Origin of the sequence: Sphingomonas sp. SORGH_AS_0438, from assembly GCF_031453475.1 — a bacterium.
Taxonomy (GTDB): domain Bacteria; phylum Pseudomonadota; class Alphaproteobacteria; order Sphingomonadales; family Sphingomonadaceae; genus Sphingomonas.
Window position 1 is genome coordinate 201827 of record NZ_JAVIZS010000001.1, and the last position, 26079, is coordinate 227905.

28 protein-coding genes and 1 pseudogene are annotated in these 26079 nt (G+C 67.7%); 14 read left to right on the plus strand and 15 right to left on the minus strand.

Features of this window, described 5'->3' with window-relative positions; genetic code table 11:
- The first annotated feature begins 34 nt into the window (after positions 1-34).
- From QE452_RS00985 to QE452_RS00995, 3 genes and pseudogenes are all read left to right on the plus strand, one after another.
- Entirely contained in the window at positions 35-1243 is a 1209-nt protein-coding gene (locus QE452_RS00985) for an aminotransferase class I/II-fold pyridoxal phosphate-dependent enzyme (RefSeq protein ID WP_309658295.1), read from the plus strand.
- Positions 1240-1638: a Co2+/Mg2+ efflux protein ApaG gene (gene apaG / locus QE452_RS00990; protein WP_125994952.1), complete on the plus strand. Its 399-nt coding sequence runs from the start codon at positions 1240-1242 to the stop codon at positions 1636-1638. Before QE452_RS00985 ends, apaG begins: the two co-directional genes overlap by 4 nt.
- A gap of 10 nt (positions 1639-1648) precedes the next feature.
- Positions 1649-2438 (plus strand): annotated as a pseudogene (locus tag QE452_RS00995) (LysR family transcriptional regulator).
- 72 nt (positions 2439-2510) lie between these two features.
- On the opposite strand, the gene argF reads toward QE452_RS00995, so the two are convergent.
- The 3 genes from argF to QE452_RS01010 all read right to left on the minus strand — a co-directional run bounded on the left by argF (position 2511) and on the right by QE452_RS01010 (position 5818).
- On the minus strand, positions 2511-3428 hold the full coding sequence (gene argF, locus QE452_RS01000) for an ornithine carbamoyltransferase (protein WP_125994950.1): 918 nt from the start codon (positions 3426-3428) through the stop codon (positions 2511-2513).
- 107 nt (positions 3429-3535) lie between these two features.
- The gene (locus QE452_RS01005) at positions 3536-4726 is read right to left on the minus strand and encodes an aspartate aminotransferase family protein (RefSeq protein WP_309658297.1); all 1191 of its coding nucleotides are present in this window, start codon (positions 4724-4726) and stop codon (positions 3536-3538) included.
- Positions 4727-4963: 237 nt separating this feature from the next.
- Complete coding sequence (locus tag QE452_RS01010; protein ID WP_309729474.1) at positions 4964-5818, minus strand: ABC transporter permease; 855 nt, start codon at positions 5816-5818, stop codon at positions 4964-4966.
- Positions 5819-5877: 59 nt separating this feature from the next.
- On the opposite strand from QE452_RS01010, the gene QE452_RS01015 reads away from it, so the two are divergent.
- Positions 5878-6567: a GcrA family cell cycle regulator gene (locus QE452_RS01015; RefSeq protein ID WP_309658299.1), complete on the plus strand. Its 690-nt coding sequence runs from the start codon at positions 5878-5880 to the stop codon at positions 6565-6567.
- A 106-nt stretch (positions 6568-6673) separates the two neighbouring features.
- On the opposite strand, the gene QE452_RS01020 is transcribed toward QE452_RS01015, so the two are convergent.
- Positions 6674-7525 (minus strand): outer membrane beta-barrel protein, encoded by an 852-nt coding sequence (locus QE452_RS01020; protein ID WP_309658300.1) that lies wholly within the window; start codon positions 7523-7525, stop codon positions 6674-6676.
- Between the two features lie 177 nt (positions 7526-7702).
- Between QE452_RS01020 and parE the strand changes: the two genes are divergently transcribed.
- From parE to queE, 4 genes are all read left to right on the plus strand, one after another.
- On the plus strand, positions 7703-9697 hold the full coding sequence (gene parE, locus QE452_RS01025) for a DNA topoisomerase IV subunit B (RefSeq protein ID WP_309658301.1): 1995 nt from the start codon (positions 7703-7705) through the stop codon (positions 9695-9697).
- Between the two features lie 114 nt (positions 9698-9811).
- Positions 9812-10735, plus strand: a complete 924-nt coding sequence (locus tag QE452_RS01030) for an Hsp33 family molecular chaperone HslO (RefSeq protein ID WP_309658302.1) — start codon at positions 9812-9814, stop codon at positions 10733-10735.
- Positions 10736-10890: 155 nt separating this feature from the next.
- Positions 10891-11586 (plus strand): 7-cyano-7-deazaguanine synthase QueC, encoded by a 696-nt coding sequence (queC, locus tag QE452_RS01035; protein WP_125994943.1) that lies wholly within the window; start codon positions 10891-10893, stop codon positions 11584-11586.
- Complete coding sequence (gene queE, locus QE452_RS01040) at positions 11583-12215, plus strand: 7-carboxy-7-deazaguanine synthase (protein ID WP_309658303.1); 633 nt, start codon at positions 11583-11585, stop codon at positions 12213-12215. The genes queC and queE overlap by 4 nt, the downstream gene beginning before the upstream one ends.
- Before the next feature lie 81 nt (positions 12216-12296).
- Here the strand turns inward: queE and QE452_RS01045 are convergent, their stop codons facing one another.
- From QE452_RS01045 to lipB, 3 genes are all read right to left on the minus strand, one after another.
- Positions 12297-12998, minus strand: coding sequence for a hypothetical protein (locus QE452_RS01045; RefSeq protein ID WP_309658304.1), 702 nt, complete (start codon positions 12996-12998; stop codon positions 12297-12299).
- A gap of 238 nt (positions 12999-13236) precedes the next feature.
- Positions 13237-13500: a hypothetical protein gene (locus QE452_RS01050; protein ID WP_125994941.1), complete on the minus strand. Its 264-nt coding sequence runs from the start codon at positions 13498-13500 to the stop codon at positions 13237-13239.
- A gap of 89 nt (positions 13501-13589) precedes the next feature.
- Positions 13590-14252, minus strand: coding sequence for a lipoyl(octanoyl) transferase LipB (gene lipB / locus QE452_RS01055; protein ID WP_309658305.1), 663 nt, complete (start codon positions 14250-14252; stop codon positions 13590-13592).
- 155 nt (positions 14253-14407) lie between these two features.
- On the opposite strand from lipB, the gene QE452_RS01060 reads away from it, so the two are divergent.
- Positions 14408-15241 (plus strand): hypothetical protein, encoded by an 834-nt coding sequence (locus QE452_RS01060; RefSeq protein WP_309658306.1) that lies wholly within the window; start codon positions 14408-14410, stop codon positions 15239-15241.
- On the opposite strand, the gene QE452_RS01065 is transcribed toward QE452_RS01060, so the two are convergent.
- The 4 genes from QE452_RS01065 to QE452_RS01080 form a co-directional block, all read right to left on the minus strand.
- Positions 15193-15804: a GNAT family N-acetyltransferase gene (locus QE452_RS01065; RefSeq protein WP_309658307.1), complete on the minus strand. Its 612-nt coding sequence runs from the start codon at positions 15802-15804 to the stop codon at positions 15193-15195. The genes QE452_RS01060 and QE452_RS01065 overlap by 49 nt on opposite strands.
- Positions 15795-16637: an oxygen-dependent coproporphyrinogen oxidase gene (gene hemF / locus QE452_RS01070; RefSeq protein ID WP_309658308.1), complete on the minus strand. Its 843-nt coding sequence runs from the start codon at positions 16635-16637 to the stop codon at positions 15795-15797. Before hemF ends, QE452_RS01065 begins: the two co-directional genes overlap by 10 nt.
- 45 nt (positions 16638-16682) lie before the next feature.
- Positions 16683-17417 carry a Crp/Fnr family transcriptional regulator gene (locus tag QE452_RS01075; protein WP_309658309.1) on the minus strand — a complete coding sequence of 245 codons (735 nt, stop codon included), beginning with the start codon at positions 17415-17417 and terminating at the stop codon, positions 16683-16685.
- A 129-nt stretch (positions 17418-17546) separates the two neighbouring features.
- Positions 17547-17984, minus strand: coding sequence for a tRNA (cytidine(34)-2'-O)-methyltransferase (locus QE452_RS01080; protein WP_309658310.1), 438 nt, complete (start codon positions 17982-17984; stop codon positions 17547-17549).
- A gap of 189 nt (positions 17985-18173) precedes the next feature.
- On the opposite strand from QE452_RS01080, the gene petA reads away from it, so the two are divergent.
- The 5 genes from petA to QE452_RS01105 all read left to right on the plus strand — a co-directional run bounded on the left by petA (position 18174) and on the right by QE452_RS01105 (position 21981).
- A complete protein-coding gene (gene petA / locus QE452_RS01085; protein ID WP_309658311.1) occupies positions 18174-18758 on the plus strand; it encodes a ubiquinol-cytochrome c reductase iron-sulfur subunit in 585 nt (194 codons plus the stop codon).
- Positions 18759-18769: 11 nt separating this feature from the next.
- Positions 18770-20053, plus strand: a complete 1284-nt coding sequence (locus QE452_RS01090) for a cytochrome b N-terminal domain-containing protein (RefSeq protein WP_309658312.1) — start codon at positions 18770-18772, stop codon at positions 20051-20053.
- A 27-nt stretch (positions 20054-20080) separates the two neighbouring features.
- On the plus strand, positions 20081-20923 hold the full coding sequence (locus tag QE452_RS01095) for a cytochrome c1 (protein WP_309658313.1): 843 nt from the start codon (positions 20081-20083) through the stop codon (positions 20921-20923).
- Between the two features lie 156 nt (positions 20924-21079).
- Positions 21080-21625, plus strand: coding sequence for a hypothetical protein (locus tag QE452_RS01100; RefSeq protein WP_309658314.1), 546 nt, complete (start codon positions 21080-21082; stop codon positions 21623-21625).
- A gap of 173 nt (positions 21626-21798) precedes the next feature.
- Entirely contained in the window at positions 21799-21981 is a 183-nt protein-coding gene (locus tag QE452_RS01105) for a hypothetical protein (protein ID WP_125994930.1), read from the plus strand.
- 9 nt (positions 21982-21990) lie between these two features.
- Here QE452_RS01105 and QE452_RS01110 read toward each other — a convergent pair whose 3' ends face one another.
- The 4 genes from QE452_RS01110 to ychF all read right to left on the minus strand — a co-directional run bounded on the left by QE452_RS01110 (position 21991) and on the right by ychF (position 25992).
- Entirely contained in the window at positions 21991-22443 is a 453-nt protein-coding gene (locus QE452_RS01110) for a MaoC family dehydratase (protein WP_309658315.1), read from the minus strand.
- Positions 22444-22494: 51 nt separating this feature from the next.
- Complete coding sequence (locus tag QE452_RS01115; RefSeq protein ID WP_309658316.1) at positions 22495-23784, minus strand: ectonucleotide pyrophosphatase/phosphodiesterase; 1290 nt, start codon at positions 23782-23784, stop codon at positions 22495-22497.
- Positions 23785-23857: 73 nt separating this feature from the next.
- Complete coding sequence (locus tag QE452_RS01120; protein WP_309658317.1) at positions 23858-24559, minus strand: HAD family hydrolase; 702 nt, start codon at positions 24557-24559, stop codon at positions 23858-23860.
- Positions 24560-24891: 332 nt separating this feature from the next.
- A complete protein-coding gene (gene ychF, locus QE452_RS01125) occupies positions 24892-25992 on the minus strand; it encodes a redox-regulated ATPase YchF (protein WP_309658318.1) in 1101 nt (366 codons plus the stop codon).
- Positions 25993-26079: the final 87 nt, after the last annotated feature.

The window sequence follows — 26079 nt, forward strand, 5'->3', positions numbered from 1 at the left end:
TGCGGGCGCGGGAGCAAGACGGCAAAGCGGGCACATGAAGCGCAAGACTGGCCAGGACCGTTCGATCACCACCCAATGGCGCCCCGCCACCCAGGCGATTCGGGGGGGCACCGCCCGTTCGGAATATGGCGAGACGTCGGAGGCGTTGTTCCTCACCTCGGGCTATGCCTATGACTGCGCCGGCGACGCCGCCGCGCGCTTCGCCGGTGAACAGGACGGGATGACCTATTCCCGCCTCCAGAACCCCACCGTGCAGATGCTGGAGGAGCGGATCGCGCTGCTCGAAGGGGCGGAGGCGTGCCGCACCATGGCGTCGGGCATGGCGGCGATGACGGCGGTGCTGCTCAGCCAGTTGCAGGCGGGCGACCATCTGGTCGGCGGCCGCGCCGCCTTCGGTTCGTGCCGCTGGCTGACCGACACGCTGCTGCCCAAGTTCGGCATCGGCACCACCGTGGTCGATGCGCGCGATCCGCAGGCGTTCCTGGACGCGGTGAAGCCGGAGACCAAGGTCTTCTTCTTCGAGACCCCGGCCAATCCGACGATGGACATCGCCGACCTGTCGGCGATCTGCGCCATCGCCCGCGAGCGGGGGATCACGACGGTGGTCGACAATGCCTTCGCCACTCCCGCGCTCCAGCGGCCGATGGACTTCGGCGCGGACGTGACCGCCTATTCCGCCACCAAGATGATGGACGGGCAGGGCCGGGTATTGGCCGGCGCGGTGTGCGGGACGCAGGATTTCATCGACAACACGCTGCTGCCCTTCACGCGCAACACCGGGCCGACGCTGTCGCCGTTCAACGCCTGGGTGGTGCTGAAGGGGCTGGAGACGCTCGACCTGCGCATCCGCCGCCAGTCGGAGAATTCGCTCAAGGTCGGCGCCTTCCTGGAAGGGCGGGTGCCGCGCGTGCTGCATCCCGGCCTGCCCAGCCATCCGCAGCATGATCTGGCGATGCGCCAGATGTCGGCGGCCGGGCCGATCTTCGCCTTCGAGCTGGATGGCGGTCGCAGCCAGGCGCACGGCCTGCTCGACGCGCTGGAGCTGATCGACATCTCCAACAATATCGGCGACTCGCGGTCGCTGATGACGCATCCCGCCTCCACCACCCATAGCAGCGTTGCCGAGGAGAAGCGGCTGGAGATGGGCATTTCCGAAGGCATGATCCGGCTGAACGTCGGGCTGGAGGATGCCGACGACCTGATCGAGGATCTCGACCGGGCGTTGCGGGCCGTGGGCCTATGAAGGCGCTGTTCCCGCATGCGGAGACGACGCGCGGCGTGACGGTCCGCGTTTCGGTCAGCTACCTGCCCGAACAGTCGGAACCGACGCGGGGACGCTGGTTCTGGGCCTATCATATCCGGCTGGAGAATGCCGGCGACCGCACCGTGCAACTCCTGTCACGCCACTGGATCATCACCGATGGGCGCGGTGCGCGTCATACGGTGGAGGGCGAGGGCGTGGTCGGCGAGCAGCCGCTGATCGAGCCGGGCGCCAGTTTCGACTATGTGTCCGGCTGTCCGCTCGCCACCTCCAGCGGCGCGATGCAGGGCAGCTATCGCATGGTCGACGACAGCGGCACGACCTTCGACATCGCCATTCCCCGCTTCGCGCTCCATGCGCCGGCCGTGACTCAATAGGAGGCGGGGCATGAAGCGAACGCATCTGCCGCTCAACGGGCCTGCGCGTGCTCGACGCGGCGGCGCGGCACCTGTCCTTCACCCGCGCGGCCGACGAGCTGGCGGTGACGCCCGCCGCGGTCGGGCAGCAGATCCGCGCGCTGGAGGATACTTTGGGCGTCGTCCTGTTCCGCCGCACCACGCGCGGCCTGGAACTGACGCCCGAGGCGGAAGCGGGTCTCGCCCCCTTGCGCGATGGCTTCCTCCAGTTCGAGGAGGCGGTGCGGGCGATGCAGGCGGGCCAGTCGTCCAAGTCGCTGACCATCGCCGCGCCGCGCGACCTGACCGAGAAATGGCTGATGCCGCGCCTCGCCCGGATCGCGACGGCGGATTCGGACCTGCGCTTCGTGTTGATCGCGGCGGATGGCGAGGTGGACTTCACCCAGGCCAATCTCGACCTCGCGATCCGCTGGGGCGAGGGGCCGGGCGAGCATGAGGGCGAGGCGATCGAGTCCGAGGGCATGGTGACGGTCGCCGCGCCCGGCGGCGGGCATGACGCGGCGATCGCTTGGCCCGGCGCGCCGGAAGAGGCGGGCGTGCTGGTGCGGGTCGACGATGCCGGCCTGGCGATCGACGCGGCGGCGGCGGGGCTGGGACGCGCGACGGTGCCGGAGATCCTGGCGGCGGCCGATCTGGCGAGCGGCCGCGTCGTCGCGCTCGGCGAGCCGCACGCGTCGCGCCTCGGCTATTGGCTGGTCGCGCCGCTGCCGCAATGGCGGCAGAAGAAGGTCAGGCTGCTGGTCGAGGCGCTGGGCGGGTAGGGCGGTCCGGATAGGGACGACGTCGCATCGTCCCTATCCGCCACGGCGGCCTGGCCAAGGCCGCCGCACCTGTCAGTCGATCTGCCCGAAGCACCAGCGCAGGATCGACTTCTGCGCATGGAGGCGATTCTCCGCCTCCGGCCAGATCAGCGACTGCGGCCCGTCGATCACGTCGGCGGTCACTTCCTCGCCGCGATGCGCGGGCAGGCAGTGGAGGAACCTGGCGTCGGGCTTGGCCAGCGCCATGAAGCTGGCATCGACCTGATAGGGGCCGAGCGCGTGCAGCTTCTGCTCCGCATGGGCCTGGCCCATCGAGATCCAGGTGTCGGTGACGACGATGTCCGCATCGGCCACCGCCTCGCGCGGGTCGTGCACGACGCGGGCGCGGCCGGAGGCGGCGATGATCGCCTCTTCCTCGGGCGCATAGCCGGGCGGGCAGGCGGCGACGACGTCGAACTGCATCAGCCCCGCAGCCTCGACGATCGAGGACAGCACGTTGTTGCCGTCGCCCAGCCACGCGACCTTCAGGCCGGGCAGCGCCTTGCCGCTTTCGATGATGGTCAGCAGGTCGGCCATGATCTGGCAGGGATGCGAGGCGTCGGTCAGGCCGTTGATGACCGGCACGGTGGCGTGATGCGCCATCTCCTCGACCTTGGCATGGTCGTCGGTGCGGATCATGATCGCGTCGACATAGCCGGACAGGACGCGGGCGGTGTCGGCGATGCTCTCGCCCCGGCCGAGCTGCATCGTGCCGGCATCCAGCACGATCGAGCTGCCGCCGAGCTGGCGGATCGCCATGTCGAAGCTGACGCGGGTGCGGGTCGAGTTCTTCTCGAACACGCAGGCGAGCACATGGCCGGCGAGCGGCGCATCCGCATCGGCGCGGCCCTTGGGCCAGCCGGCCCGCGCCGCCTTGCGGTCGATCGCATCGGCCAGGATCGCGGCGACGCCCGATGCGCCGGCATCGGCCAGGTTCAGGAAATGGCGCATGATGTCAGTCCCCCAATGTCGCGGCGGCATGGCGGTGTGTCCGGGACGGATCGCTCGCCCGCGCCATGCGCCGCTGGCCCCTCTCCACGTCGGGAGAGGGGATGATGTCAGTCGTCGGCTGCGGGCACATAGACCCGCGCGGCATCCGACAGCTTCTGCGTGAATTCCTCGATATGGCTTTCGTCGATGATGAGCGGCGGCAGCACGCGCACGACATTCTCGCCCGCCGAGACGGTCAGCAACTGATGCTCGTCGCGCAGGAAGCCGACGAAGCGGCGGCTGTCGGTCTTGAGCTTCAGGCCGAGCATCAGCCCCTTGCCGCGCACCTCGGTGAAGAGATGATCGTGATTGGGGATCATCTGCTCCAGCCGGCTGCGCAGCCGCTCGCCCATCGCGGCGACATGGTCGAGGAAACCGTCCTCGAGCATCACGTCGAGCACCGCCTCGCCCGCCGCCATCGCCAGCGGATTGCCGCCATAGGTGGAGCCGTGGGTGCCGAACACCATGCCCTTCGCCGCCTCGGCCGTCGCCAGGCAGGCGCCGAGCGGGAAGCCGCCGCCAATGCCCTTGGCCACCGCCATGATGTCGGGCGTGATGCCGTAATGCTCATGCGCGAAGAACTTGCCGGTACGGCCATAGCCCGCCTGCACCTCGTCCAGCACCAGCATCAGGCCATGCTGGTCGCACGCCTTGCGCAGGCCCTGCAGGAATTCCGGCGTCGCGGTGGCGAGGCCGCCTTCGCCCTGGATCGGCTCGACCAGGAAACCGGCGGTCTCGTCGTCGATCAGCGCCAGCGCCGCGTCCAGGTCGTTGAACGCGGTATAGGCGAAACCGGGCAGCAGCGGCTCGAACCCGTCGCGCATCTTGGGCTGGTCGGTCGCCGAGATCGCCCCCAGCGTGCGGCCGTGAAAGGCGTTGCGGAAGGTGATGAGCTTGTGCCGCTCAGGATGGCCGTTGGCGAAGTGATAGCGGCGTGCGGTCTTGATCGCGCACTCCACCGCCTCCGCGCCCGAATTGGTGAAGAACACCGTATCGGCGAAGGTCGAATCGACCAGACGCTGCGCCAGATGCTCGCCCTGCGGCGATCCGTAGAGATTGGAGACGTGCATCAGCGTCGCCGCCTGGTCGGCGATCGCCTGGGTCAGCTTGGGGTGGCCGTGACCCAGCGCGTTGACCGCGATGCCCGCCGCGAAATCGAGATAGCGCGTGCCGTCCTCGCCATAGAGGTACACGCCCTCGCCTCGCACCGGTCGCACCCCGCACCGGGGATAGACGGGCATAAGCGCTGGCATCGACATGGCGGAAATCCTTCCAAACGACAAAAGGCGACCCAAGCGGTCGCCTGAGCCGTGTCAATAGGGAAGCAGGAGGGGGGACGCAACCGAATCGGGATGAGGGTGCCCCCTTCCTGTTCCCCGGCGAAGGCCGGGGTCCAGTTGGGGAGCAGGTACTGGAGAGGTTCACGCTTCCGTACAGCGACCTACCCGACTGGGCCCCCGCCTTCGCCGGGGAACGAGGGGGGTGCCGCGATCCGATCAGTTCTTCAACCGCCAGCCGCGCTTGAGCAGCAGGTAGCAGGCAAGGCCGAGCACCACGTCGATGCCCAGCACCACCAGCGAGCCGAGCGCGATCGGCGAATCGGCGACGCCGAGAAAGCCGTAGCGGAAGCCGGAGATGATGTAGAAGAACGGGTTGGCATGGCTGAATGCGCGGAAGGCGGGGGCCAGCCGGTCGACCGAATAGAAGGTGCCCGACAGCAGCGCGAGCGGCGTCACCACGAAATTGGTGACCGCGGCGGCATGGTCGAACTTCTCTGCCCAGATCGAGGTCAGCACGCCCAGGAACGACAGGAACAGCGTGCCGAGCAGCCCGAACCACAGGATCGCGAGCGGGGCGTGCGGCGTGACATGGACGCCGGGATAGGCGACCATCGCCAGCCATACGACGAAGCCGACGATCGCCGCGCGCGTCACCGCGCCGCCGACCAACGCGGTCAGCAGCTCCATCGTCGACAGGGGCGGTTGCAGGTAATCGACGATCGTGCCCTGGATCTTGCCCACCAGGAGCGAGAAGCTGGCATTGGCGAAGGCGGGGCCCATCATCCCCTGGCTGATGATCAGGCCGGGGGCGATGAAATCGGCGAAGGTCACCGTTTCGCCGCCGACCAGCACCGGGCGCTTGGCGCCCGTCGCGACGGTGAAGACGATCAGGAACAGCAGCGTCGTGATCGCCGGCGCCCAGATGGTCTGGAGCTGCACCTTGAAGAAACGGCGCACCTCCTTGATATAGAGCGTACGAAGGCCGCCCCAGTTGATGTTCCGGATTACGGGCACGCCGGGGGCGTTCCTGATTCGGGAATGAATTTGACCGATCGGGGGTTGGCTGCTCATCACCCGCTCGGGTACTCGCTGCCGCCGCCGCCCGCAACGGCGCAAGATAAGGAAACTGCATGTCCTGGACCGACGAGCGGATCGAAACGCTCAAGACGATGTGGGAAGGCGGCCAGACGGCCAGCCAGATCGCCGATGCGCTGGGGGGCGTCAGCCGCAACGCGGTGATCGGCAAGGCGCACCGACTCGGACTCCAGGCCCGCCCGTCGCCGGTGAAGTCGCATGACAGCACGGTGAGCGAACCGGCCCCGACCCCGGTCGAGCCGGTGGTCGTCGCCGCTCCGCCGCCACCGCCGCCGCCCGCGCCGCCTCCGGCCCCTGCACCCGCGCCCGAGCCGGTCGCGGTGGAGGACGAGGATGACGAGGACGATGTCGCCCCCGCTCCCGTGCCGGAGCGAATCGCCGCGCCGCAGCCGGTGCTGCGCTCGGTCGGTCCCGGCGGCTTCGTCCGCCAGTCGCCCGGCGAGCAGCAGCCGCCCGCCACGCCCGCGCCGCCGCGCCGGCTGGTGCCGGCCAAGCCGTCGCCCGAAATGGCAGGCAAGACCAGCCTGCTCGACCTGAACGACCGCATCTGCAAATGGCCGCTCGGCCATCCCGGCGAGCCCGACTTCCACTTTTGCGGCGAGAAGGTGAACCCCGGCTTCCCCTATTGCGTCGAACATTGCGGCCATGCCTATCAGGCGCAGATGCCGCGTCGCGATCGCCGCCCGCCGCCGCCGCTGCCCTTTGGCGGCCCCCGCGTCCGCTGATCGCGGAGAGCTGAAACGAAAGACCCCCGCCAGCCCATCGGCCGGCGGGGGTCTTTCGTTGGGCGAGGCGCGCGGGCGGGGCGGACCCCACCCGCGTGCCTATGCCTCAGAAGCGCAGCGCCGCGGTCGCCCGGATGCTGTGCCAGCGGAACTTGTCGTCGGTCCGGCGGAAGTCGGTGCCGTTGGTGGTGCCGCCATTCGCCGCATTGGTGAAGGGCGTACCCGCCGGGCCGCCGGCACGGACGCGATAATCGTCGTCCTGATACTGGTGGTACATATATTCCATGCCGACCGAGATGTTGCGCGTGATCTTCTGCTCGATGCCGCCGCCGCCCAGGAAGCCGAACTGGTTGCGCTTGCCCGAGCCGGTGAAGCTGTTGGTCGTGTTGGTCGAGGCGAAGCTGCGGTCGATCCGCGTATAGCCGGGGCCGAAGGTGCCGTAGAACAGCGTGGTACCGGCCGCATAGCCGGCGCGGGCGCGGACCGAGGCTTCCCAGTCGATGTTGCGGTACATCACATAGCTGGCGGGCGTGGACGAGAAGGCGCTGACATTGTCGCTGATCTCGGTCTTGCCGAACTCGCCGACGACGCCGACCACGATGTTACCGCGCTGCGTGTCCATGCCGACCCGGCCATAATAGGCCCAGCCGTCCTTGTCGTTGCGGCACGAACCGCCATTGGCGGGCGACAATTGCGTGCGTGCCGCGCCGTTGCAGAAGCCGGGCGCGAAGGCATTGGCACCCGTGCCGGTCAGCACCGTGTCGCCGAACCGGCCATCCAGGTTACGGTCGAAGGCGATGCCCGAGCCGACATCGTTGGGCTGCACGTCATAGCCGCCGGCCGCGCCGATGTAGATGCCGGAAAAGGGCCGGTCCTCGGTCATCTCCTGCGCGGCGGCGGGGGCCGCGAAGGCAAGCAAGGTCGTGCCGGCCAGCGCGGCCGTAAGCATGTGACGCATCATCTAACTCCCGGTAAAGACGCGCCTAGAAACGGAGGGGCGGCGCGTCCGTATCCGCTCACTGGCAATTTCCGGTCGATTTGTGGCTATTCGGCCACAGGAGGCATGGTCCATGTTCGCGATCCGTTCACGCTTGTGCTGGCCTTTGCCCGTGGCCTGCGCTAGGGGAGGACGGTAATGGCCCAAGACCTTTTCGCCTCCCCGGGAGGCCAGCCCGAAAGCTACGACGCCTCGTCGATCGAGGTGCTGGAGGGGCTGGAGCCGGTCCGCCGCCGGCCCGGCATGTATATCGGCGGTACCGACGAGCGGGCGCTGCATCACCTTGCCGCCGAAGTGCTCGACAATGCGATGGACGAGGCGGTCGCCGGCCATGCGACGCGGATCGAGGTGTTGCTCGATATCGGCAACCGGCTGACCATCGTCGACAATGGCCGGGGCATTCCGGTCGACCCGCATCCGAAATTCCCGGACAAGTCGGCGCTGGAGGTGATCCTGTCGACGCTCCATTCGGGCGGCAAATTCACCGGCAAGGCCTATGCGACCTCCGGCGGCCTGCACGGGGTCGGCATCTCGGTGGTCAACGCGCTGTCGAGCGACACGGTGGTCGAGGTGGCGCGCGACCGCCAGCTTTATCGCCAGCGGTTCGCGCGCGGCGCGACGCTGGGGCCGCTGGAACAGGTCGGCGCGGCCCCCAACCGGCGCGGCACGTCGGTGGCCTTCACGCCCGATGTCGAGATTTTCGGGCCCGACCAGGCCTTCAAGCCGGCGCGGCTCTACAAGCTGGTGCGGTCCAAGGCCTATCTGTTCGCGGGCGTCGAGATCCGCTGGAAATGCGCCGCCAGCCTGCTGACCGATGGCGGTCGCGACGATGCGACCCCGGCCGAGGCGGTGTTCCAGTTTCCCGGCGGCCTCGCCGATCACCTGCGCGAGCAACTGGGCGGCCGCGAATGCGCCACCGCCGATTGCTTCGCGGGACGGCAGGACTTTCCCGGCGACCAGGGCCGGGTGGAATGGGCCGTCGCCTTCCCCTTGTGGAGCGAGGGCAGCTATAGCTGGTATTGCAACACCATCCCGACCCCCGATGGCGGCACGCACGAACAGGGCCTGCGCCAGGCGCTGGTCCGGGGGCTGCGCGCGTTCGGCGACCTGGTGAACAACAAGAAGGCCAAGGAGATCACCGCCGACGACGTGATGGTCGGCAGCGAGCTGATGCTCTCCGTCTTCATCCGCGAGCCGCAATTCCAGAGTCAGACCAAGGACCGGCTGACCAGCCCGGAGGCGGCGGGGCTGGTCGAGCGGGCGATGCGCGACCATTTCGACCATTGGCTCGGCCATAATATGGAGCGCGGCAAGGCGCTGCTCGGCTATGTGCTGGAGCGGCTGGACGAACGGCTGCGGCGCAAGGCGGAGCGCGAGGTCAAGCGCAAGACCGCCACCTCCTCGCGCAAGCTGCGCCTGCCGGGCAAGCTGACCGACTGTTCGGCCGACGACCCCGCGGGCACCGAATTGTTCATCGTCGAGGGCGATTCGGCCGGCGGTTCGGCCAAGCAGGCACGCGATCGCAAGACCCAGGCGATCCTGCCGATCCGTGGCAAGATCCTGAACGTGGCCTCCGCGACCAGCGCCAAGATCCTGGCCAACCAGGAGATCGCCGACCTGATCCAGGCGCTGGGCTGCGGCACGCGCAAGGACTGCCGGCCCGACGCGCTACGCTACGAGCGCGTCGTCATCATGACCGACGCCGATGTCGACGGCGCGCATATCGCGACGCTGCTGATGACCTTCTTCTTCCAGGAGATGCCGGACCTGGTGCGGCGCGGGCATCTCCATCTCGCCCAGCCGCCGCTCTACCGGCTGACGGCGGGCACCAAGTCGCTCTACGCGCGCGACGACGCGCACCGGGCCGAGCTGGAACGCACCGCCTTTCGCGGCAAGAAGGTCGAGGTCGCGCGGTTCAAGGGGCTGGGCGAGATGAACCCGCAACAGCTGCGCGAGACGACGATGGACCCGAAATCGCGCAGCATGATCCGCATCACCCTGCCGCAGGAATATGAGGGCCGGGCCGGGGTGAAGGATCTGGTCGACCGGCTGATGGGCAACAACCCCGCGCACCGCTTCGCCTTCATCCAGGAAAATGCCGCCCGGCTGGACGAGGAAGCGCTGGACGCCTGACCGGGGCAGGGGCCGAGTTGCCAATCGCCCCGGCGCTTCCCAAATAGCCGGCTTTCCCGCCTTATAGCTGCGGCATCACTCCCCGGCCGACCGCCGGGGCGAGGAGCTACGCCCATGACCGATTCGATCACGCCTGCCCCCATTACCGACCAGACCCTGGGATTCACCATCACCGAGCGGCACGCGCGCGGCCGCGTCGTCCGGCTGGGGCCGGTGCTCGACCGGGTGCTGGCCGCCCATGCCTATCCGCCCGCCATCGCCGCCCTGCTCGCCGAGGCGCTGACCCTGTGCGCGCTGATGGGCTCGACGCTGAAGGATTCGGCCGGCCAGCTGACCATGCAGACGCGCGCCGAGTCGGGCGTGGTGCAGCTGCTGGTCTGCGACTATCGGGGCGGCGAGCTGCGCGGCTATATCGAATATGATGCCGACCGGCTGGCCGAGGCGCCGGAGAATCCGTCGCTCTTCGCCTTGTTCGGCAAGGGGTATCTGGCGATCACCTTCGACCTGGCGACGACCGGCGAGCGCTATCAGGGCATCGTGCCGCTCGACGGCGACACGCTGACCAGCGCGGCGGAACGCTATTTTGTCCAGTCGGAGCAGATCCCGACGCTGTTGCGGGTCGGCGCGATCCGCCAGCCGGACGGGTCGCTGGTCTCGGGCGGCATCCTGCTCCAGCATCTGCCGGACGGCGAGGAGGGGCGCGAGCGGCTGCATGTCCGGCTCGACCATCCGGAATGGGAGCATGTCGCGGCACTGGGTGAGACCATCGGCGCGGACGAGCTGGCCGATCCGACGCTGCCGCTGGAGACGCTGGTCTGGCGGCTGTTCAACGAGGAGAGCGAGGTGCGCGTGCTGCCCGGCACCATGCTGACCCGTGGCTGCCGCTGCACGCCGGAGCATATCCTGGGCGTCCTGGCCAAGTTCGGCGTCGAGGAACGGCGCGAGATGGCCGACGAACACGGCATCATCGCGGTCGACTGCGCCTTCTGCTCGACCAAGTTTCCGGTCGATGCCGAGAAATTGGAACCAGTCCGTTAACCTTATAGTGAGGGTTTCGGGTCTAGGAGGAGTGCGTGTTCGGGTGATCGACACGCTTTTCTCCCTTGATGGCTCCGGCCATGCCTTTCAGGGCCGCGGTTTTTCATCGCGGCCCTTTCTTTTTGGACGCGAAAGGCGTAGCGGGCGGCACCATCATGGCATCCAAAACCCCTGCGGTCGTCCTTGTTTCGGGCGGCCTCGACTCGATGGTGTCCGCCGCGCGTGCGCGCGAGGACGGCCACCCCATTCTCGCTCTGTCGATCGACTATAACCAGCGGCACAAGGTCGAGCTGGCGGCGGCGGCGCGTGTCGCGCAGTCGCTCGGCGCGGTGCGGCACATCGTGCTGCCGATGGACCTGTCCGCCTTTGGCGGATCGGCGCTGACCGCCGATATCGACGTGCCCAAGGACGGGCTCGGGACCGAGGATGGCGGCGGCATTCCCGTCACCTATGTGCCGGCGCGCAACACCATCTTCCTGTCGCTGGCGCTCGGCTGGGCGGAAGCGGCGGGTGCGCGCGACCTGTATATCGGCGTCAACGCGCTCGATTATTCCGGCTATCCCGACTGCCGGCCGGAGTTCATCCGCGCGTTCGAAGGGTTGGCGGAACTGGCGACTAAGGCTGGTGTGGAGGGCCATCCCTTCCGCATCCAAGCGCCGCTCCAGGACATGACCAAGGCCGACATCGTGCGCGAGGGCACGCGGCTGGGCCTCGACCTGGGGCTGAGCTGGTCCTGCTACGATCCGGTCGGCGACCAGCATTGCGGGCTGTGCGACAGCTGCCGCCTGCGATCGCGCGGTTTCGAAGAGGCCGGCATCGCCGATCCGACCCGCTACGCGCAAAAGCCATGACCTATTCGGTCAAGGAGATGTTCCTCACGCTGCAAGGCGAGGGGGTGAATGCCGGTGCGCGGGCGGTGTTCGTGCGCTTTGCCGGCTGCAACCTGTGGACGGGACGCGAGCAGGACCGGGCGAGCGCGATCTGCCGCTTCTGCGACACGGATTTCGTCGGCACCGATGGGCTGGGCGGCGGCAAGTTCGCCGATGCGGCGGCGCTGGTCGCGGCGGTCGAGGGATTTTGGGGCGACGCCGCCGAGCGTCGCTTCGTGGTGCTGACCGGCGGCGAGCCGATGCTCCAGGTCGATGATTCGCTGGTCGCGGCGCTGCACGAACGCGGTTTCCGCATCGCGATCGAGAGCAACGGCACGCTGGCGGCGCATCCCGGCATCGACTGGGTCTGCATCAGCCCCAAGGCGGGCAGCGCGGTGGTCCAGCAATCGGGCGACGAGCTCAAGCTGGTCTGGCCGCAGGCGGGGATCGACCCGGTGGCGCTGGAGACGTGGGACTTCGCCCATCACCTCCTCCAGCCGCTCGACGATCCGCAGGCCGACGCGAACCAGGCGGCGTGCATCGACTGGGTGATGGCGCGGCCGAAATGGCGGTTGTCGCTCCAGACGCACAAGATGCTGGGGCTGCGCTAAGCGGCAGGGTCTGCGCGATGGGGCGCTCCGGTTTGGGCCGGAGCGCCCTGTGGACGGCCTGAGGTCTGGCCGTCCCGAGTTTTACTGCGCGGCGGCGACGGCGGCGCCGGCGGGGGGCCAGCCGATCGAGCCGCACTTCTTGACCTGCCACTCACCCTTCTTGCCCCAGCAGACCGTGTCCAGGCGGGGCAGGGTGGCGCGGTCGAAGCCGATATACCGCGAGAAGCGCTGCTCGCCATAGGGCACCAGGCTGTTGCGGAGTTCGCGCATCCGCGTCTGGGCGAGCGTCGCCAGGCTGCCGCGCGGCATGAACAAGGCTTCCCGCCCGATCGACGAGGCGGTGCGGCAGAAGCCATATTGCGACGAGACCGTCGCGAAGCTGGAATAGGTGCGGGTGCCGAACGCGTCGATCGCCGCCTCGCCGGCCTTGGCCGATTTCGCGGTGCGCGCGAAATATTTCATCAGCGTCGTCCAGGTGTTCTTCAACTCCTCCTGATGGTCGGTCAGGATGGCGTTGTAGTTGCCGACGGTCAGCAGCGACGGTTCGAACTGGCATTGCAGCGCCGCGACGTTCAGCGCCGACCGCATCGTCCAGACCAGCGCCGCCGTCTTCTCGGTCGGGGTGGCATCGGGCAGCGTCTGCATGATGCCGGGCTCGTCCCCCTGCACCGGCGCGCCGGCATAATCATAGTTCTTGAGGAAAAACTGCGCCGAAGCGGGAGCCGCCGACAGACCGGCCACCATTACCCCCAACGCGCACGCACCACGCAACACCGTCTTCACCGTAGAGCCTCCCCGGGCAATATCTCTGAACGGAAACTTAAAACATTTCGCCCGGCACTGCGACCGATTTTACCGGTTTTCCGTGGTCGCCCGCATCGGGGATGCGACCAACCGTCGGTCGCAGCCGGAACGATCGCCCGACATGCCCATCGGCCGGCATCAAGGCCCGGACATGCGAAAGGGCCGCCCGGTCGCCCGGACGGCCCTTCGTCACGCAGTGATTTCCTTTTTAAGGAAATTACATCGCGTTGTTGGTCATGGTGTCGTTCGACATCATCGTGTCGTTCGCCATCATGGTGTCGTTGGCCATCATGCCGCCGTTCATGCCACCGTCCACGGCGGTCATGTTGTCGGTCATGGTGTCCATGCCCTCGGACGAATTCATGTCGGTGACCATCGTGTTGTCGGTCGTGGTCTCGGTCTTCGGACCGCAGGCCGAAACGGCCAGAGCGGCGCCGGCGATCATCGAACCGGTCAGGACCTTGGAGATGAGTGCACGCATTGGAAGCTCCCTAGATAGAGGATTTGGTTGGCTTGGTCGCCCTTTATCACCCAAATCGCAGTAGACATTAATCTGATCGGCCCTTGCCCTCAAGACTCGTTTTCCCGGGCGCCGGAAAGAGTTTCGAGGAAGCGCTGGAACCTGAACGCGAGGGCTGCGTCAAAAGTTTCCATGTCCGTAGAAGCCCCTAGCGCCTCCAGGCTGGTGACCGGGAAGGTCGGCAGGCCACAGGGCACGATGCCCCCGAAGTGGGACAGGTCGGGCGCGACGTTGACGGAGAAGCCGTGCATCGTCACCCAGCGCTTCACCCGGACGCCGATCGCGCCGACCTTCGCCTCGCGGCCGGACCGGTCGATCGTCCAGATGCCGACCCGCCCCTCGGCCCGGAACGCCTCGATCCCCAGGTCGCCGAGCGCTGCGATCACCCAGTCCTCCAGCGCATGGACGTAGCAGCGGACGTCGCGGCCGCGCCGGTTGAGGTCGAGCACCAGATAGCCGATCCGCTGGCCCGGCCCGTGATAGGTATATTTGCCGCCGCGCCCGGTCGCGACGACCGGAAAGCGGGGGTCGATCAGCTCGCGCGGATCGGCGCTGGTCCCGGCGGTGTAGACGGGGGGATGTTCGAGCAGCCAGGCCAGCTCGCCCTCGGCACCGGTGGAGACGGCGGCGGCGCGCGCCTCCATCTCGGCCAGCGCCGCGTCATAGGGCGTCAGGCCCGGCGAGACGCGCCATTCGGGATCGGGAAAGATCATGATGGACCCGCATCTGGCGTGTGCGGCGGGCGGGCGCAAGCCGCGCGCCGCGGCGAGCGTCGCGTGCCGCCCCATGCATCATGCACAGCCACTGGCGAGCGGCGGTCCGCTCCGCTATCTCCCGGGCGACGCGGATAGACAGGGGTAGGACGCTGATGGTCAGGATGGGCAATGTCTGGGATCGCGCGGTCGAGGTGCTGCGAGGCCGATCCTCCATCCTGGGATCGATCGCGGTGGGGGCGATCTTCGTGCCGTCGCTGGTCGGCAATGCGGTCAGCACCTTCCTGACCCCGACGCCGGGTGCGAACGTGGCGGCGACCACCGGCCTGCTCGGCCTCGTGCTGGGGCTGGCGGTGCTGCTGGTCAGCATCTGGGGTCAGCTCGCGATGCTCGCCGTGGCCAGCGACCCCGCCACCACCCGCGCCGATGCCGGGCGGCAGGCGACGCAGCGGCTGATGCCGGCGGTGGGGATCGTGCTGCTGCTGGGCGTGGTCTTCACCCTGGCGTTCATGCCGCTGGTCTTCATCCTGATGCGCGCGGGCGTCAATTTCACCTCGCCCAATGCCATGCAGACCGTATCGGCCAGCACGGCCGGATCGGCTTCGCTCTACATCCTGGTGCTGATGGTGCTGGGCCTGGTCGTCGGCGCGCGACTGCTGCTGCTGAACGCCGTGATCGTCAACGAGCGGCGCGGGATCGGCGCGATCATGCGCTCGGTGCGGCTGACGCGGGGCATGACGTTGCGGATCATCGGCCTGATGCTGCTGTTCGCCCTGGTCCTGCTGGTCCCGATGATCGCCGTCCAGTCGGTGTTCGGCCTGGTCGCGCGGCTGGTGCTGGGTGGCGATGCGCCGGGCCTGGTCACCTTCATCGCCAGCGCGGCGGGGGCGGTGGTGACGACGATCTTCTCGGTCGTCGCCGCCGCCTTCACCGCGCAGCTCTATGTCGCGGCGGTCGCCGACAAGGATGGCGCCAGCATCGGGATCTGAGGCGCCGTCTCCGGCGGGAGCAGGCCCAGGAGGCGGGGGTCGGGAAAGGTCTCGATCGTCCGGCCGATTGGCACGAACCCCTCCCGCCGGTAGAAGCCGAGCGCGGCCGGATGGTCGAGCGTGCAGGTATGGACCCAGGCGCGGGTGACGCCCGGCGTCCAGGCGCGCGTCAGCGCCTCCGCCATCAGCCAGCGACCATGGCCCTTGCCGGCCAGTTCGGGCACCAGCCCGACATAGGACAGCTCGCATTCGCCGACGCGGCGATGGTCGAGTTCGAGCATCCCGACCTCGATCCCGCGCGGATCGGCGACCGCATAGACCGACACCGCCGGGTCGTGGATGATCGCGGTCAGCGCCGCATCGTCCATCGTCAGCCGCGAGAACCACAGCCACGGCGCGCCGACCCGCCGGAAGAGCTGGCGATAGCGGGCCGGATCGGCCGGCCTCCACGCCACCAGCCGCAAGGGGGAGGGCGGCATCGGGCGCAGCGGCGGGCGGCGGCGCATTTCCAGCGTGGTGACGATCGTCGCCAGCTGGTCGTCCGCGACCGGGGTCAGGCCCATGTCGCCACCGGCGGCAGGCTCATCAGGATCGCATCGATATTGCCGCCGGTCTTCAGCCCGAACAGCGTGCCGCGATCATAGACCAGGTTGAATTCGGCATAGCGACCGCGCCAGAGGTGCATGGCGGCCACGTCCTCCGGCGTGAAGGGGGTGTCCATCCGCCGCCGCACGATCGCCGGATAGATGTCGAGAAAGGCCTGGCCGACATCGCGCGTGAAGGCGAAGTCCGCGTCGAAGTCGCTTTCCAGATGATCGTAGAAGATGCCGCCGACGCCGCGATGCACCTGGCGGTGCGGGATGTAGAAATAGTCGTCGGCCCAGGCCTTGAAGCGCGGATAATAGGCCGGATCATGCGCGTCGCAGGCGGCGCGTAGCCGGTCGTGGAACGCCGCCGTATCCTCCGCGACGGGCAGCGGCGGGTTCAGGTCCGCGCCGCCGCCGAACCAGCGCTTGGTTGTGCACAGGAAGCGCGTGTTCATATGCACGGCGGGGGCATGGGGATTGGCCATATGCGCGACCAGGCTGATGCCGGTGGCGAAGAAGCGGGGGTCTTCGCCCGCGCCGTGGATCGAGCGGGCGAAATCCCCCTCGAACCGGCCGCCGACCGTGGAGACGTTGACGCCGACCTTCTCGAACACCCGGCCCTTCATCACGCCGCGCACCCCGCCGCCGCCGGGCGTGCCGTCCGGATCGATGCGGTCCCAGGACGTGTAGGCGAAGCGGGCGTCCGATCCCGCCTCCGCCTCGATCGCTTCGAAGGCGGCACAGATCCGGTCGCGCAGCGACTCGAACCAGGTACGGGCGGCGGCTTGCTGTTCGTCGAGCTGGATCATCGCCGCCCCCTAGCAAGCGCGCGGGGCGGCGGGGAAGGGGGCGGATCAGGCGATGGTTTCGTGCAGGTGCAGGTATAGCTCGCTGAAATCGCCGACTTCGCGCAACTGCTCGATATGCGGGAAGCCGATCAGCCGGCCCTTGCGGGTGATCAGCCCCTCCTGCGACAGCGCCTTGATCGATCGGTTAACATGGACCGAGGTGAGGCCCAGCGCATCGCCGATCTGCTCCTGCGTCATCGGCAGCGCATAGCCGTCGGGCTCGTTCAGGCCGATCATGTCCATGCGGCAGGCGAATTCGCACAGCAGATGCGCCAGCCGCGCCCGCGCGTTGCGGCGACCGACATTGACGACCCATTCGCGCAGGATCGATGCCTCGATAAGCAGGTCCATCAACACTGCGCGCGCCACCAGCGGTCGTGTGGACACCAGCTCGCGCATCGCCGCGATCGGCACCACCGCCAGATCGGCCCGGGTCAGCGTCTGCGCGTTATGATCGGCATAGCGCAGGAAGAGGCTTTGAAAATCGAGCGCGTCGCCCGGCAGATGGAGCGACACGATCTGGCGCGCGCCGCTCTCGACGATCTTGTGGCGAAAGGCGAAACCGGACGACAGGATGACGCAATTGGATGGCGGCTCGCCCTCGCGCACCAGATAGGTGGCGGGGGGGACGCTGCGGGCATGGACCGGCAGGTCGAGTATGGCCCGCCGATCCGCCTCGGGCAGGGTCGTGTGCCGCTCCAACTTTCGGATGAGGAATTCTAGGGTGTCAGTTTCGGCCATCGGCACTCCCGGACACGCGGCGGAAGTCGCCATCGCTCAACCGCGGGATTATCGTCTGTTCATGAGCTTGCCATAACATTCACAGCATAGCGAATGACAACATAAGTTGTTCAATAGCAGAATGCCCATTCATTGAAGTTGGCGTCGAGCTTCTGCCAAGGCGATACCGCCGGCGACCGCGACGTTCAACGAACGCAAACCGGGCCGCATCGGGATCATCACGCGCGCATCGGCACGCTCATGGACATGGTCGGGCACGCCGGCGCCCTCCGATCCTAGCAGCAACACGTCGTCGGGCCGGAATGCTACATCCCAGAGCGGCTGTGCTCCGCGCGTCGTCAGCAGCACGATGCGCCTGGCGACGGTCCGCTCGAACGCGGCCCAGTCGGCATGGCGGGTGACGGTGGCGCTCCGGGCATAATCCATCGCCGCGCGGGCCATCGCCCGTTCGCCGAAGGGGAAGCCCATCGGCTCGATCAGATCGACATCGGCGTCGAAACAGGCGGCGGTGCGGATCAGCGTGCCGACATTGCCGGCGATATCGGGTTCGAACAGGGCGAGGCGCATGGCCGATCTTAACCCGGATCGCATCAATCCGACAAAGTCTTAACGAACCAAAATGCTGTTGGCAAAGCCGCCACGCCTTGTCTAACAAAGGCTGGGGTGCGCCGCGGGAACGGCGGAACCCTCATTCGGGGACAGCCCGGACAAGGACCAGTCGGGAATACCCGAACATAACAGGCTGAGGGTAGGTGAATGGCGACAGTGGACGATAGGCTTCCTCCCGGTGAAGACCCGGCGCTGCTCGCCGAGGAGGTGCACGACCCGCGCCGCCGCGACTTCATCAACATCGCCGCCGTGTCCTTTGCCGGGGTCGGCGTGATCGCGGTCGTTCTACCGCTGATCAACCAGATGAACCCCTCCGCCGACGTGCTGGCCCAGTCGACCACCGAGGTCGACCTGTCTAAGATCCAGCCCGGCCAGGCGATCAAGACCAGCTTCCGCAAGCAGCCGCTGTTCGTGCGCAACCTGACCCCGGCGGAGATCGCCGAGGCCAATGCGGTGCCGATCAACACGCTGCGCGATCCCCAGACGCTCGCCGAGCGGACCAAGGCGGGGCATGAGAACTGGCTGATCACGCTGGGCGTCTGCACCCATCTCGGCTGCGTGCCGCTGGGCGCGGGCGAGGGCGAGAATCGCGGGCCGTTCGGCGGCTATTTCTGCCCGTGCCACGGCTCCGCCTATGACACCGCCGCGCGTATCCGCCAGGGCCCGGCCCCGAAGAACCTCGTGGTGCCGGACTATAACTTCAACTCCCCCACGACCGTCACGGTCGGCTGAGGAGACGCGCGATGAGCTTTCCCTGGGCGAAGCATTATGAGCCGAAGCAGCCGCTGATGCGGTGGCTGGACGAGAAGCTGCCATTGCCGCGGCTCGTCTACAATGCGGTCGGCGCCGGCTATCCGGTGCCGCGCAACCTCAATTATTTCTGGAATTTCGGCGTGCTCGCCGGGGCCGCGCTGGCGATCCAGATCGTCACCGGCATCGTGCTGGCGATGCATTTCGCCGCCAATGCCGGCGTCGCCTTCGGCTCGGTCGAAAGCGTCATGCGCGACGTCAACGCCGGCTGGTTCCTGCGCTATGCGCATGCCAACGGCGCGTCCATGTTCCTGCTGGTCGTCTACATCCATATCGGACGCGGCCTCTATTACGGATCGTACAAGGCCCCGCGCGAAATGGTGTGGCTGCTCGGCGTCGTCATCTTCCTCCTGATGATGGCCACCGCCTTCATGGGCTATGTGCTGCCCTGGGGGCAGATGAGTTTCTGGGGCGCGCAGGTCATCACCGGCTTCTTCTCGGCGATCCCGCTGGTCGGCGAGTCGATCCGCGTCTGGCTGCTCGGTGGCTTCGCGCCGGACAATGCGACGCTCAACCGCTTCTTCTCGCTCCACTATCTGCTGCCGTTCGTGATCGCGGGCGTCATCATCCTGCATATCTGGGCGCTGCACATCCCCGGATCGAACAACCCGACCGGCGTCGATGTGAAGGGCGAGCAGGACACCGTACCCTTCCACCCCTATTACACTGCCAAGGATGCGGTGGGGCTGGGCGTGTTCCTGCTGCTGTTCGCGCTGCTGATCTTCTTCTCGCCCAACCTGCTCGGCCATCCGGACAATTATATCGAGGCGAACCCGCTCTCGACGCCCGCGCATATCGTGCCCGAATGGTATTTCCTGCCCTTCTACGCGATCCTGAAGAGCTTCACCGCCGACTTCATCCTGCCGGCGAAGCTGTGGGGCGTGCTGGCGATGTTCGGCTCGATCCTGCTGCTGTTCTTCCTCCCCTGGCTGGACAGTTCGCCGGTGCGCTCGGCCAATTACCGGCCGAAATACCGCGCCTTCCTGATCGTGCTGCTGCTCGACGTGCTGGTGCTCGGCTATGTCGGCGGGGCGGAGCCGATCGCGCGCAACGTGGTGCTGGGGCAGATCGCGGCGGCCTATTACTTCGCGCATTTCCTCATCATCCTGCCGCTGGTCGCCGCATCGGAGCGGCCGCGTCCGCTGCCCGGATCGATCACGGAAGCGGTGCTGGCCAAACATGGCGGCACCAGCCCGGCCAAGACCGCGATCGCCTGACGAACCGACGAGAGGATAGAACAGACCATGGTTCGCTTGATCTCCATATTGGTCGGGGCCGCCTTTGTCGGCGTGCTGGCGATCGCGCTGTTCGGCACGGTGGCCACCGCCATTTCCGATCCCGCGCCGGAAACGGCGGAGGCGATCTATCATCAGCATCCCGAGGATATCGGCCTGTCGTCGAACGGCTTTTTCGGCCGGTTCGACCGCCGCCAGCTCCAGCGCGGCTTCCAGGTCTACAAGGAGGTCTGCTCGGCCTGCCACAGCCTGAAGTTCGTCGCGTTCCGCGACCTGACCGAGCTGGGCTATAGCGAGCCCGAGGTGAAGGCGATCGCCAGCCAGTGGGCGATCGAGCAGCCCAGCGTGAACCCCGAGACGGGCGAGGCCACGACCCGCAAGAACATCCCCTCGGACCGTTTCCCCTCACCCTTCGCCAACGAGGTCGCGGCGCGGGCGGCGAACAACAATGCGCTGCCGCCCGACCTGTCGCTGATGGCCAAGGCGCGGCACGACGGCACCAACTACATCCACGCGCTGCTGATGGGCTATCGCACCCAGCCGGCCGAGCTGGTCCGCAAGTTCCCCGGCGCGAAGACGCCGACCGGGCTGCACTACAACCCCTGGTTCGCGAACCTGAACATCGCGATGCCGCCGCCGCTCACCTCGGACGGTCAGGTGCCCTATGCCGACGGCACCCGCGCGACCAAGGACCAGATGGCGCGCGACGTCGCCGCCTTCCTGACCTGGACCGCCGAGCCGAAGCTGGAGCGCCGCCACGCCGCCGGCCTGGCCTCGGTGGTGTTCCTGCTGATCTTCTGCTTCCTGGCCTGGGGCGCCTATCAGAATGTCTGGCGCGACGTGAAGCACTGATCCGAAAGGGGTTTCGTACAAGTCATAAGGGCGGGGCCGGTGGCCTCGCCCTTTTTCGTGCGCGGAACAGGCGTGGAACCCGCCGCCGCCCCGCCGGGTTATAGACCGACTGGCGGTGCGTTCGAAACCGCGAGCCTCATGTATCGGAGGTTCCCGATGATCCTGAAATCCTCGTGCCTGACGGCATTGCTCGTCGGGCTGGGCTTGTCCGTGGCCGGATGCGCGGACGGTTATGGCTATGGCGGCGTGGATGCCGGCTATGGGGCCGGTTACGGCTCCGGATATGGCTATGCCGGCGGGCCGTACGGGCCGGGCTACGCACCGGGCTATTATGGCTGGTACGACAATTTCTATTATCCCGGCACCGGCGCCTATGTCTTCGACCAGGATCGCCGCGCCTATCACTGGAATGGCCGTCAGCAACGCTATTGGCAGGATCGTCGCCGCGCCTGGTACGGCCAGGGGCGTCGCCAGGGCTGGGGCAATAATGGCGGCTGGGGACAAGGCCGTCGTCCGCGCGCCGACTGGGGCGGGTTCGGCCAGCCCGGGCGGCCGCGTCCCGATGGCATCCGTGGTCCGCGTCCGTCGGGCGCCGTGCGACCCGGCGGCGATTATCGCCCCCCGGCCGTCTATGCCCCGCGTCCCGAGGGCGTGCGTGGTCCGCGCGGCGGGGGCGGTCGTCCGGGACGCGGCCGGCGCTGACCGGACATGCGCCGTCTATAATGAAGAGGCGACCGGATGCCTCGACCGTGCGATCGTGCGCGGCAATCTGGCCGTAGAACTAATATTTGTGAAGGAAGTCCGCGCGGTACTGGCGCATGATGGCGTCGGCCAGAAGCCCAGTACAGCGTGAGACATCCACCAAGGATTGAACGATGAGGGACGACAAAGCCTATTATCATGCCCGCGCCGAGGCCGAATTGCGGATGGCGCGCACGTCGACGGAAGCATCCGCCACCAAGGCGCATTATACGCTGGCCGGCTATTATCTCGATCGCGCCTTTGGTGGCGATCATCGCGGCCATGTCGAGCGCTTGTCGGGCGTCGCCCGAATATGATCGTCTCCGTCACCCGTCCGAAGGGCGGGTGCGGATCATGCCATTGGCGACGAAGGTCATCACCGCCACGCCGTCCTGATTGAAGGTGGTGGTGCGCGATTTGGTGAGGCCGAGGCCCGGCCGGCTGGCGGACAGCCGCTTTTCGAGCAACTCGGTCTCCACCCGCAGCCGATCGCCCGGATAGACGGGGCGCAGCCATTTGAGTTCGTCCAGTCCCGGCGAGCCGAGTGACGCCTCCGCCGTCCGGCCCATCTGTGCGACCAGCATCGCCATCGTCATCGCCGCCGTGTGCCAGCCCGACGCCGCCAGCCGCCCGAAATGCGTGGCGGCGGCGGCATCGTCGTCAAGATGGAAGGGCTGGGGATCGTAGCGCCGCGCGAAGTCCAGCACCTCCTCGCGCGTGACCGCATAGTCGCCGAAGCGGGCGCGGCCGCCGACCACCAAATCCTCGAAATAGCGCATGGTCCTCTCCCCGAATTGTCCGTGTTTGCGGACAGTCTGTAAGAGATCGGCTCAGCGGTCCAGTCGCTCGGGACGCAGGACGGCGCGGAAGGTGCGGTCGGTGCCGTCCAGCCCCTGGCCCGGCGGCAGGCCGATCAGGTCGCGGAGCAGCGGCGCGACATCGACATTGTCGAACGGCGCAAGCCGCCGCCCCGACCGGAAGGCCGGCCCCTGCGCCAGGAACAGCGCGCGCATCGCCGGGTCGCGGGGGTCATAGCCATGATCGCCCCGCACATAGTCGGCCGGCCGGTCGGCGAAGCTCCATCCGGTGTCCGCCAGGCAGATGACCGGCGCGACGCGCGGATTGCGGCCATAGTGGAAACGGGCGGGAAGCGACTCGCGACGCCAGCACTGGTCATGCGCATGGCGGCCGACCGAGGCGTCGAGCGTGCGCGGGTCGACGCCGTCGCGGGGATAGACGCCGACCAAAGGCCCCCAGCCCAAGGTACGCGTGGTGGCGGGCGGCGCGACGCTGGCGGGATCGATCCGCTGGTCGATCGGCACCGGGGCCATGCCATGGTCGGACACGATCACCAGATTGACCGGTCGGCCGATCTCCGCCAGCCCCGCCTGGAGCACGCCGATCTGCGCATCGACATCGCGGATCGCGGCTGTCTTCTGCGGCGCGTAGAAGCCGTCATGGTGCGAGGTCTTGTCGACCGTATCGAAATAGAGGGTGATGAATCCCGGCCGCTCGCCGGCGGGGCGGCGCAGCCAGTCCAGCACGGTCCGTACCCGCTGCGCGCCGGTATAGTCGGCGTCGTACAGAATCCAGTCATGCGGCCGCACGCCCCGGATCGGCAGGTCCGATCCCGGCCAGAACATCGTGCCCGACAGGATGCCCGCCCGCTCCGCCGTCACCCAGAGCGGCTCCGCCTCGTTCCACCAGTCGGGATCGTGCGTGACCTTGCTATCACTCAGCTGGAACAGCGCGCCCGGCTTGGCCGGGTCCTCCATCGTGTTGGAGACGATGCCGTTACGGTCGGGGCGCAGGCCGGTGACCAGCGTATAATGGTTGGGAAAGGTGATGGAGGGGAAGGAGGGGTACATGCTGCCCGACACCCCCGCCGCCGCGATGGCGTCGAGATGCGGCGTGTCGCCATGGTGGAGATAGTCGGGGCGGAAGCCGTCGATCGATACCAGGATGGTGGCGGGCCGGTCGCGGAGGGCCTGTGACGATGGGGTCTGCGTGTCCGTCATCGCCGGGGCGGAAGGATTGGTTGCCGGTGGCAAGGCCGGCGGCGTGGCCGGCAGGGCACAGGCCGACAGCAGCAATGCGGCGAAAACGGGCAACCGGGTCATCGATCAAATCCTGTCCAATCTGGACCCATCTATCGCCGCTCCATGACGCTGTCGTGGCGTTTTCGCCGTGATCTCAGTCGCTGCCGATCCGGTCGATCCAGTCGGGCAGGTCCGCCAGCGTCGCCAGCTGGCGGAAGCGGGCGTGGTCCAGCGGCACCGCCGCCTGTTCATGGCTCCAGGCGAGCGGCTGGGGGATGAAGGCGGCCCAGGCGCCCGCCGTCAGCGCCGGGTGGATGTCGGACCGCAGCGAGTCGCCCGCCATCACCGTTTCGTGCGGCGCGACGCCGTGGCGGTCGAACAGGCGGTGGAAGGTGGCGGGCGTCTTGTCGCTGACGATCTCGATCGCGGCGAAATAGTCTCCGAGGCCCGATGCGGCGATCTTCGCTTCCTGGTGGAACAGGTCGCCCTTGGTCACCAGCACCAGCGACCCGCGTGCGTGCAGCGCGGCCAGCGTCTCACCGATCCCGTCGAGCAGTTCGACCGGATGGGCGAGCAACCGCCGGCCGGCCGCCAATATGTCCGCCACCACCGATACCGGCAGGCGGTCGCCGCCCAGCTCCAGCGCGGTCTCGATCATCGACAGGGTGAAGCTCTTCGCGCCATAGCCATAATGGGCGAGGTTGCGGATCTCGCACGCCTCCAGCGCGGCATGTGCGGCCGGGCCATCCGCGAAGGGGGCCAGCATCGCCGCCAGCGCCGCTTCCGTTTCTTGGAAGAAGCGCATATTGTGCCACAGCGTGTCGTCGGCATCGAGGCAGATCAGGCGGATCGTCATGGCCGCGGGAGATATTTCAGCGGCGGCGGGTGGGCAAGGGGCGGGGTGGTGATCCGCCTGAGATCACGCCTGCCATGCTCTACTCCGGCGCAGGCGACACCTTTGCTAAAGTCGACGGCCCATCCCCGCCAGATCCACCCCGACAGAGGCCGGGGTCCAGTTACGAAAGGTTTCGATCGACTCTGGAACGTCCCCAACGCCATCCCGGCCTCCGCCGGGATGGCGTGATGGATTTTGCAAAGGTTCGGCCTCTGCCGGAATGTCGAAATTACGCTTCGAGGGGCCGGGCGCTTACCTTGAGCGAAGTGCCGAAGCCCCCCCCGACACACCGATCACACGTTGAAGCGGAACAGCATCACATCGCCGTCCTGGACGACATATTCCTTGCCCTCGGAGCGCAGCTTGCCCGCATCGCGCGCGCCGCTCTCGCCGCCCAGCGTGACATAATCGTCATAGGCGATGGTCTCGGCGCGGATGAAGCCGCGTTCGAAGTCGGTATGGATTTCGCCCGCCGCCTGGGGCGCCTTGGCCCCGACCGCGACGGTCCAGGCGCGCGCTTCCTTCGGGCCGACCGTGAAGAAGGTCAGCAGGTCGAGCAGCGTGTAGCCGGCGCGGATCACGCGGGCGAGGCCGGTCTCGGTCAGGCCCAGTTCCGACAGGAACTCGCCGCGCTCCTCGGGCGGCATGGTCGCGATCTCGGCTTCGATCGCCGCCGAGACGACCACCGCCTGCGCGCCCTCGGCCGCGGCCTTCTCGAACACGCGGGCGCTGTGCGCATTGCCGTTCGCCGCATCGCCCTCGTCAACGTTGCAGACATAGAGGACGGGCTTGCCGGTCAGCAGCTGCGCCTGCGCCAGCGCGCGCTCCTCATCGGCGTCGTTGGCGACGGTCAGCCGCGCGGGCTTGCCGTCGCGCAGCAGGTCGAGCGCGCGGCCGAGCACGACGGCGGCTGACTTGGCCTCCTTGTCGCCCTGCTGGCCCTTCTTGACGAGGTTGGGGACGCGCTTCTCCAGGCTCTCCAGGTCGGCGAGCATCAGCTCGGTCTCGACCGTCTCGGCATCGGCGATCGGGTCGACCTTGCCCTCGACATGGGTGACGTCGCCATCCTCGAAGCAGCGCAGGACATGGACGATCGCGTCGACCTCGCGGATATTGCCCAGGAACTGGTTACCCAGCCCCTCGCCCTTGGACGCGCCGCGGACCAGCCCAGCGATGTCGACAAAGGCGAGCTGCGTCTCGATGATCTTGGCGGAACCGGCGGTCGCGGCCAGCTTCTGCAAGCGGTCATCGGGCACGGCGACGTTGCCGACATTCGGCTCGATCGTGCAGAAGGGATAGTTGGCGGCCTGCGCTGCCGCCGTTTCGGTCAGCGCGTTGAAGAGGGTGGACTTGCCGACATTGGGCAGGCCCACGATGCCGCAGCGGAAACCCATGCGTCGCGTCCTGTGATAAGGGGAATATGCTGCGCCGATACGCGCGCCGTGGCCAAAAGGCCAGCGCCGCGACTCCTATTGGCGGCG

What these genes read in the sequence shown, in the direction of transcription:
- QE452_RS00985 (WP_309658295.1), top strand. Translation starts at nt 35, where the DNA reads ATGAAGCGCAAGACTGGCCAGGACCGTTCGATCACCACCCAATGGCGC.
- apaG (WP_125994952.1), top strand. Translation starts at nt 1,240, where the DNA reads ATGAAGGCGCTGTTCCCGCATGCGGAGACGACGCGCGGCGTGACGGTC.
- argF (WP_125994950.1), bottom strand. Translation starts at nt 3,428, where the DNA reads ATGCGCCATTTCCTGAACCTGGCCGATGCCGGCGCATCGGGCGTCGCC.
- QE452_RS01005 (WP_309658297.1), bottom strand. Translation starts at nt 4,726, where the DNA reads ATGTCGATGCCAGCGCTTATGCCCGTCTATCCCCGGTGCGGGGTGCGA.
- QE452_RS01010 (WP_309729474.1), bottom strand. Translation starts at nt 5,818, where the DNA reads ATGAGCAGCCAACCCCCGATCGGTCAAATTCATTCCCGAATCAGGAAC.
- QE452_RS01015 (WP_309658299.1), top strand. Translation starts at nt 5,878, where the DNA reads ATGTCCTGGACCGACGAGCGGATCGAAACGCTCAAGACGATGTGGGAA.
- QE452_RS01020 (WP_309658300.1), bottom strand. Translation starts at nt 7,525, where the DNA reads ATGCGTCACATGCTTACGGCCGCGCTGGCCGGCACGACCTTGCTTGCC.
- parE (WP_309658301.1), top strand. Translation starts at nt 7,703, where the DNA reads ATGGCCCAAGACCTTTTCGCCTCCCCGGGAGGCCAGCCCGAAAGCTAC.
- QE452_RS01030 (WP_309658302.1), top strand. Translation starts at nt 9,812, where the DNA reads ATGACCGATTCGATCACGCCTGCCCCCATTACCGACCAGACCCTGGGA.
- queC (WP_125994943.1), top strand. Translation starts at nt 10,891, where the DNA reads ATGGCATCCAAAACCCCTGCGGTCGTCCTTGTTTCGGGCGGCCTCGAC.
- queE (WP_309658303.1), top strand. Translation starts at nt 11,583, where the DNA reads ATGACCTATTCGGTCAAGGAGATGTTCCTCACGCTGCAAGGCGAGGGG.
- QE452_RS01050 (WP_125994941.1), bottom strand. Translation starts at nt 13,500, where the DNA reads ATGCGTGCACTCATCTCCAAGGTCCTGACCGGTTCGATGATCGCCGGC.
- lipB (WP_309658305.1), bottom strand. Translation starts at nt 14,252, where the DNA reads ATGATCTTTCCCGATCCCGAATGGCGCGTCTCGCCGGGCCTGACGCCC.
- QE452_RS01060 (WP_309658306.1), top strand. Translation starts at nt 14,408, where the DNA reads ATGGTCAGGATGGGCAATGTCTGGGATCGCGCGGTCGAGGTGCTGCGA.
- QE452_RS01065 (WP_309658307.1), bottom strand. Translation starts at nt 15,804, where the DNA reads ATGGGCCTGACCCCGGTCGCGGACGACCAGCTGGCGACGATCGTCACC.
- hemF (WP_309658308.1), bottom strand. Translation starts at nt 16,637, where the DNA reads ATGATCCAGCTCGACGAACAGCAAGCCGCCGCCCGTACCTGGTTCGAG.
- QE452_RS01075 (WP_309658309.1), bottom strand. Translation starts at nt 17,417, where the DNA reads ATGGCCGAAACTGACACCCTAGAATTCCTCATCCGAAAGTTGGAGCGG.
- QE452_RS01080 (WP_309658310.1), bottom strand. Translation starts at nt 17,984, where the DNA reads ATGCGCCTCGCCCTGTTCGAACCCGATATCGCCGGCAATGTCGGCACG.
- petA (WP_309658311.1), top strand. Translation starts at nt 18,174, where the DNA reads ATGGCGACAGTGGACGATAGGCTTCCTCCCGGTGAAGACCCGGCGCTG.
- QE452_RS01090 (WP_309658312.1), top strand. Translation starts at nt 18,770, where the DNA reads ATGAGCTTTCCCTGGGCGAAGCATTATGAGCCGAAGCAGCCGCTGATG.
- QE452_RS01095 (WP_309658313.1), top strand. Translation starts at nt 20,081, where the DNA reads ATGGTTCGCTTGATCTCCATATTGGTCGGGGCCGCCTTTGTCGGCGTG.
- QE452_RS01100 (WP_309658314.1), top strand. Translation starts at nt 21,080, where the DNA reads ATGATCCTGAAATCCTCGTGCCTGACGGCATTGCTCGTCGGGCTGGGC.
- QE452_RS01105 (WP_125994930.1), top strand. Translation starts at nt 21,799, where the DNA reads ATGAGGGACGACAAAGCCTATTATCATGCCCGCGCCGAGGCCGAATTG.
- QE452_RS01110 (WP_309658315.1), bottom strand. Translation starts at nt 22,443, where the DNA reads ATGCGCTATTTCGAGGATTTGGTGGTCGGCGGCCGCGCCCGCTTCGGC.
- QE452_RS01115 (WP_309658316.1), bottom strand. Translation starts at nt 23,784, where the DNA reads ATGACCCGGTTGCCCGTTTTCGCCGCATTGCTGCTGTCGGCCTGTGCC.
- QE452_RS01120 (WP_309658317.1), bottom strand. Translation starts at nt 24,559, where the DNA reads ATGACGATCCGCCTGATCTGCCTCGATGCCGACGACACGCTGTGGCAC.
- ychF (WP_309658318.1), bottom strand. Translation starts at nt 25,992, where the DNA reads ATGGGTTTCCGCTGCGGCATCGTGGGCCTGCCCAATGTCGGCAAGTCC.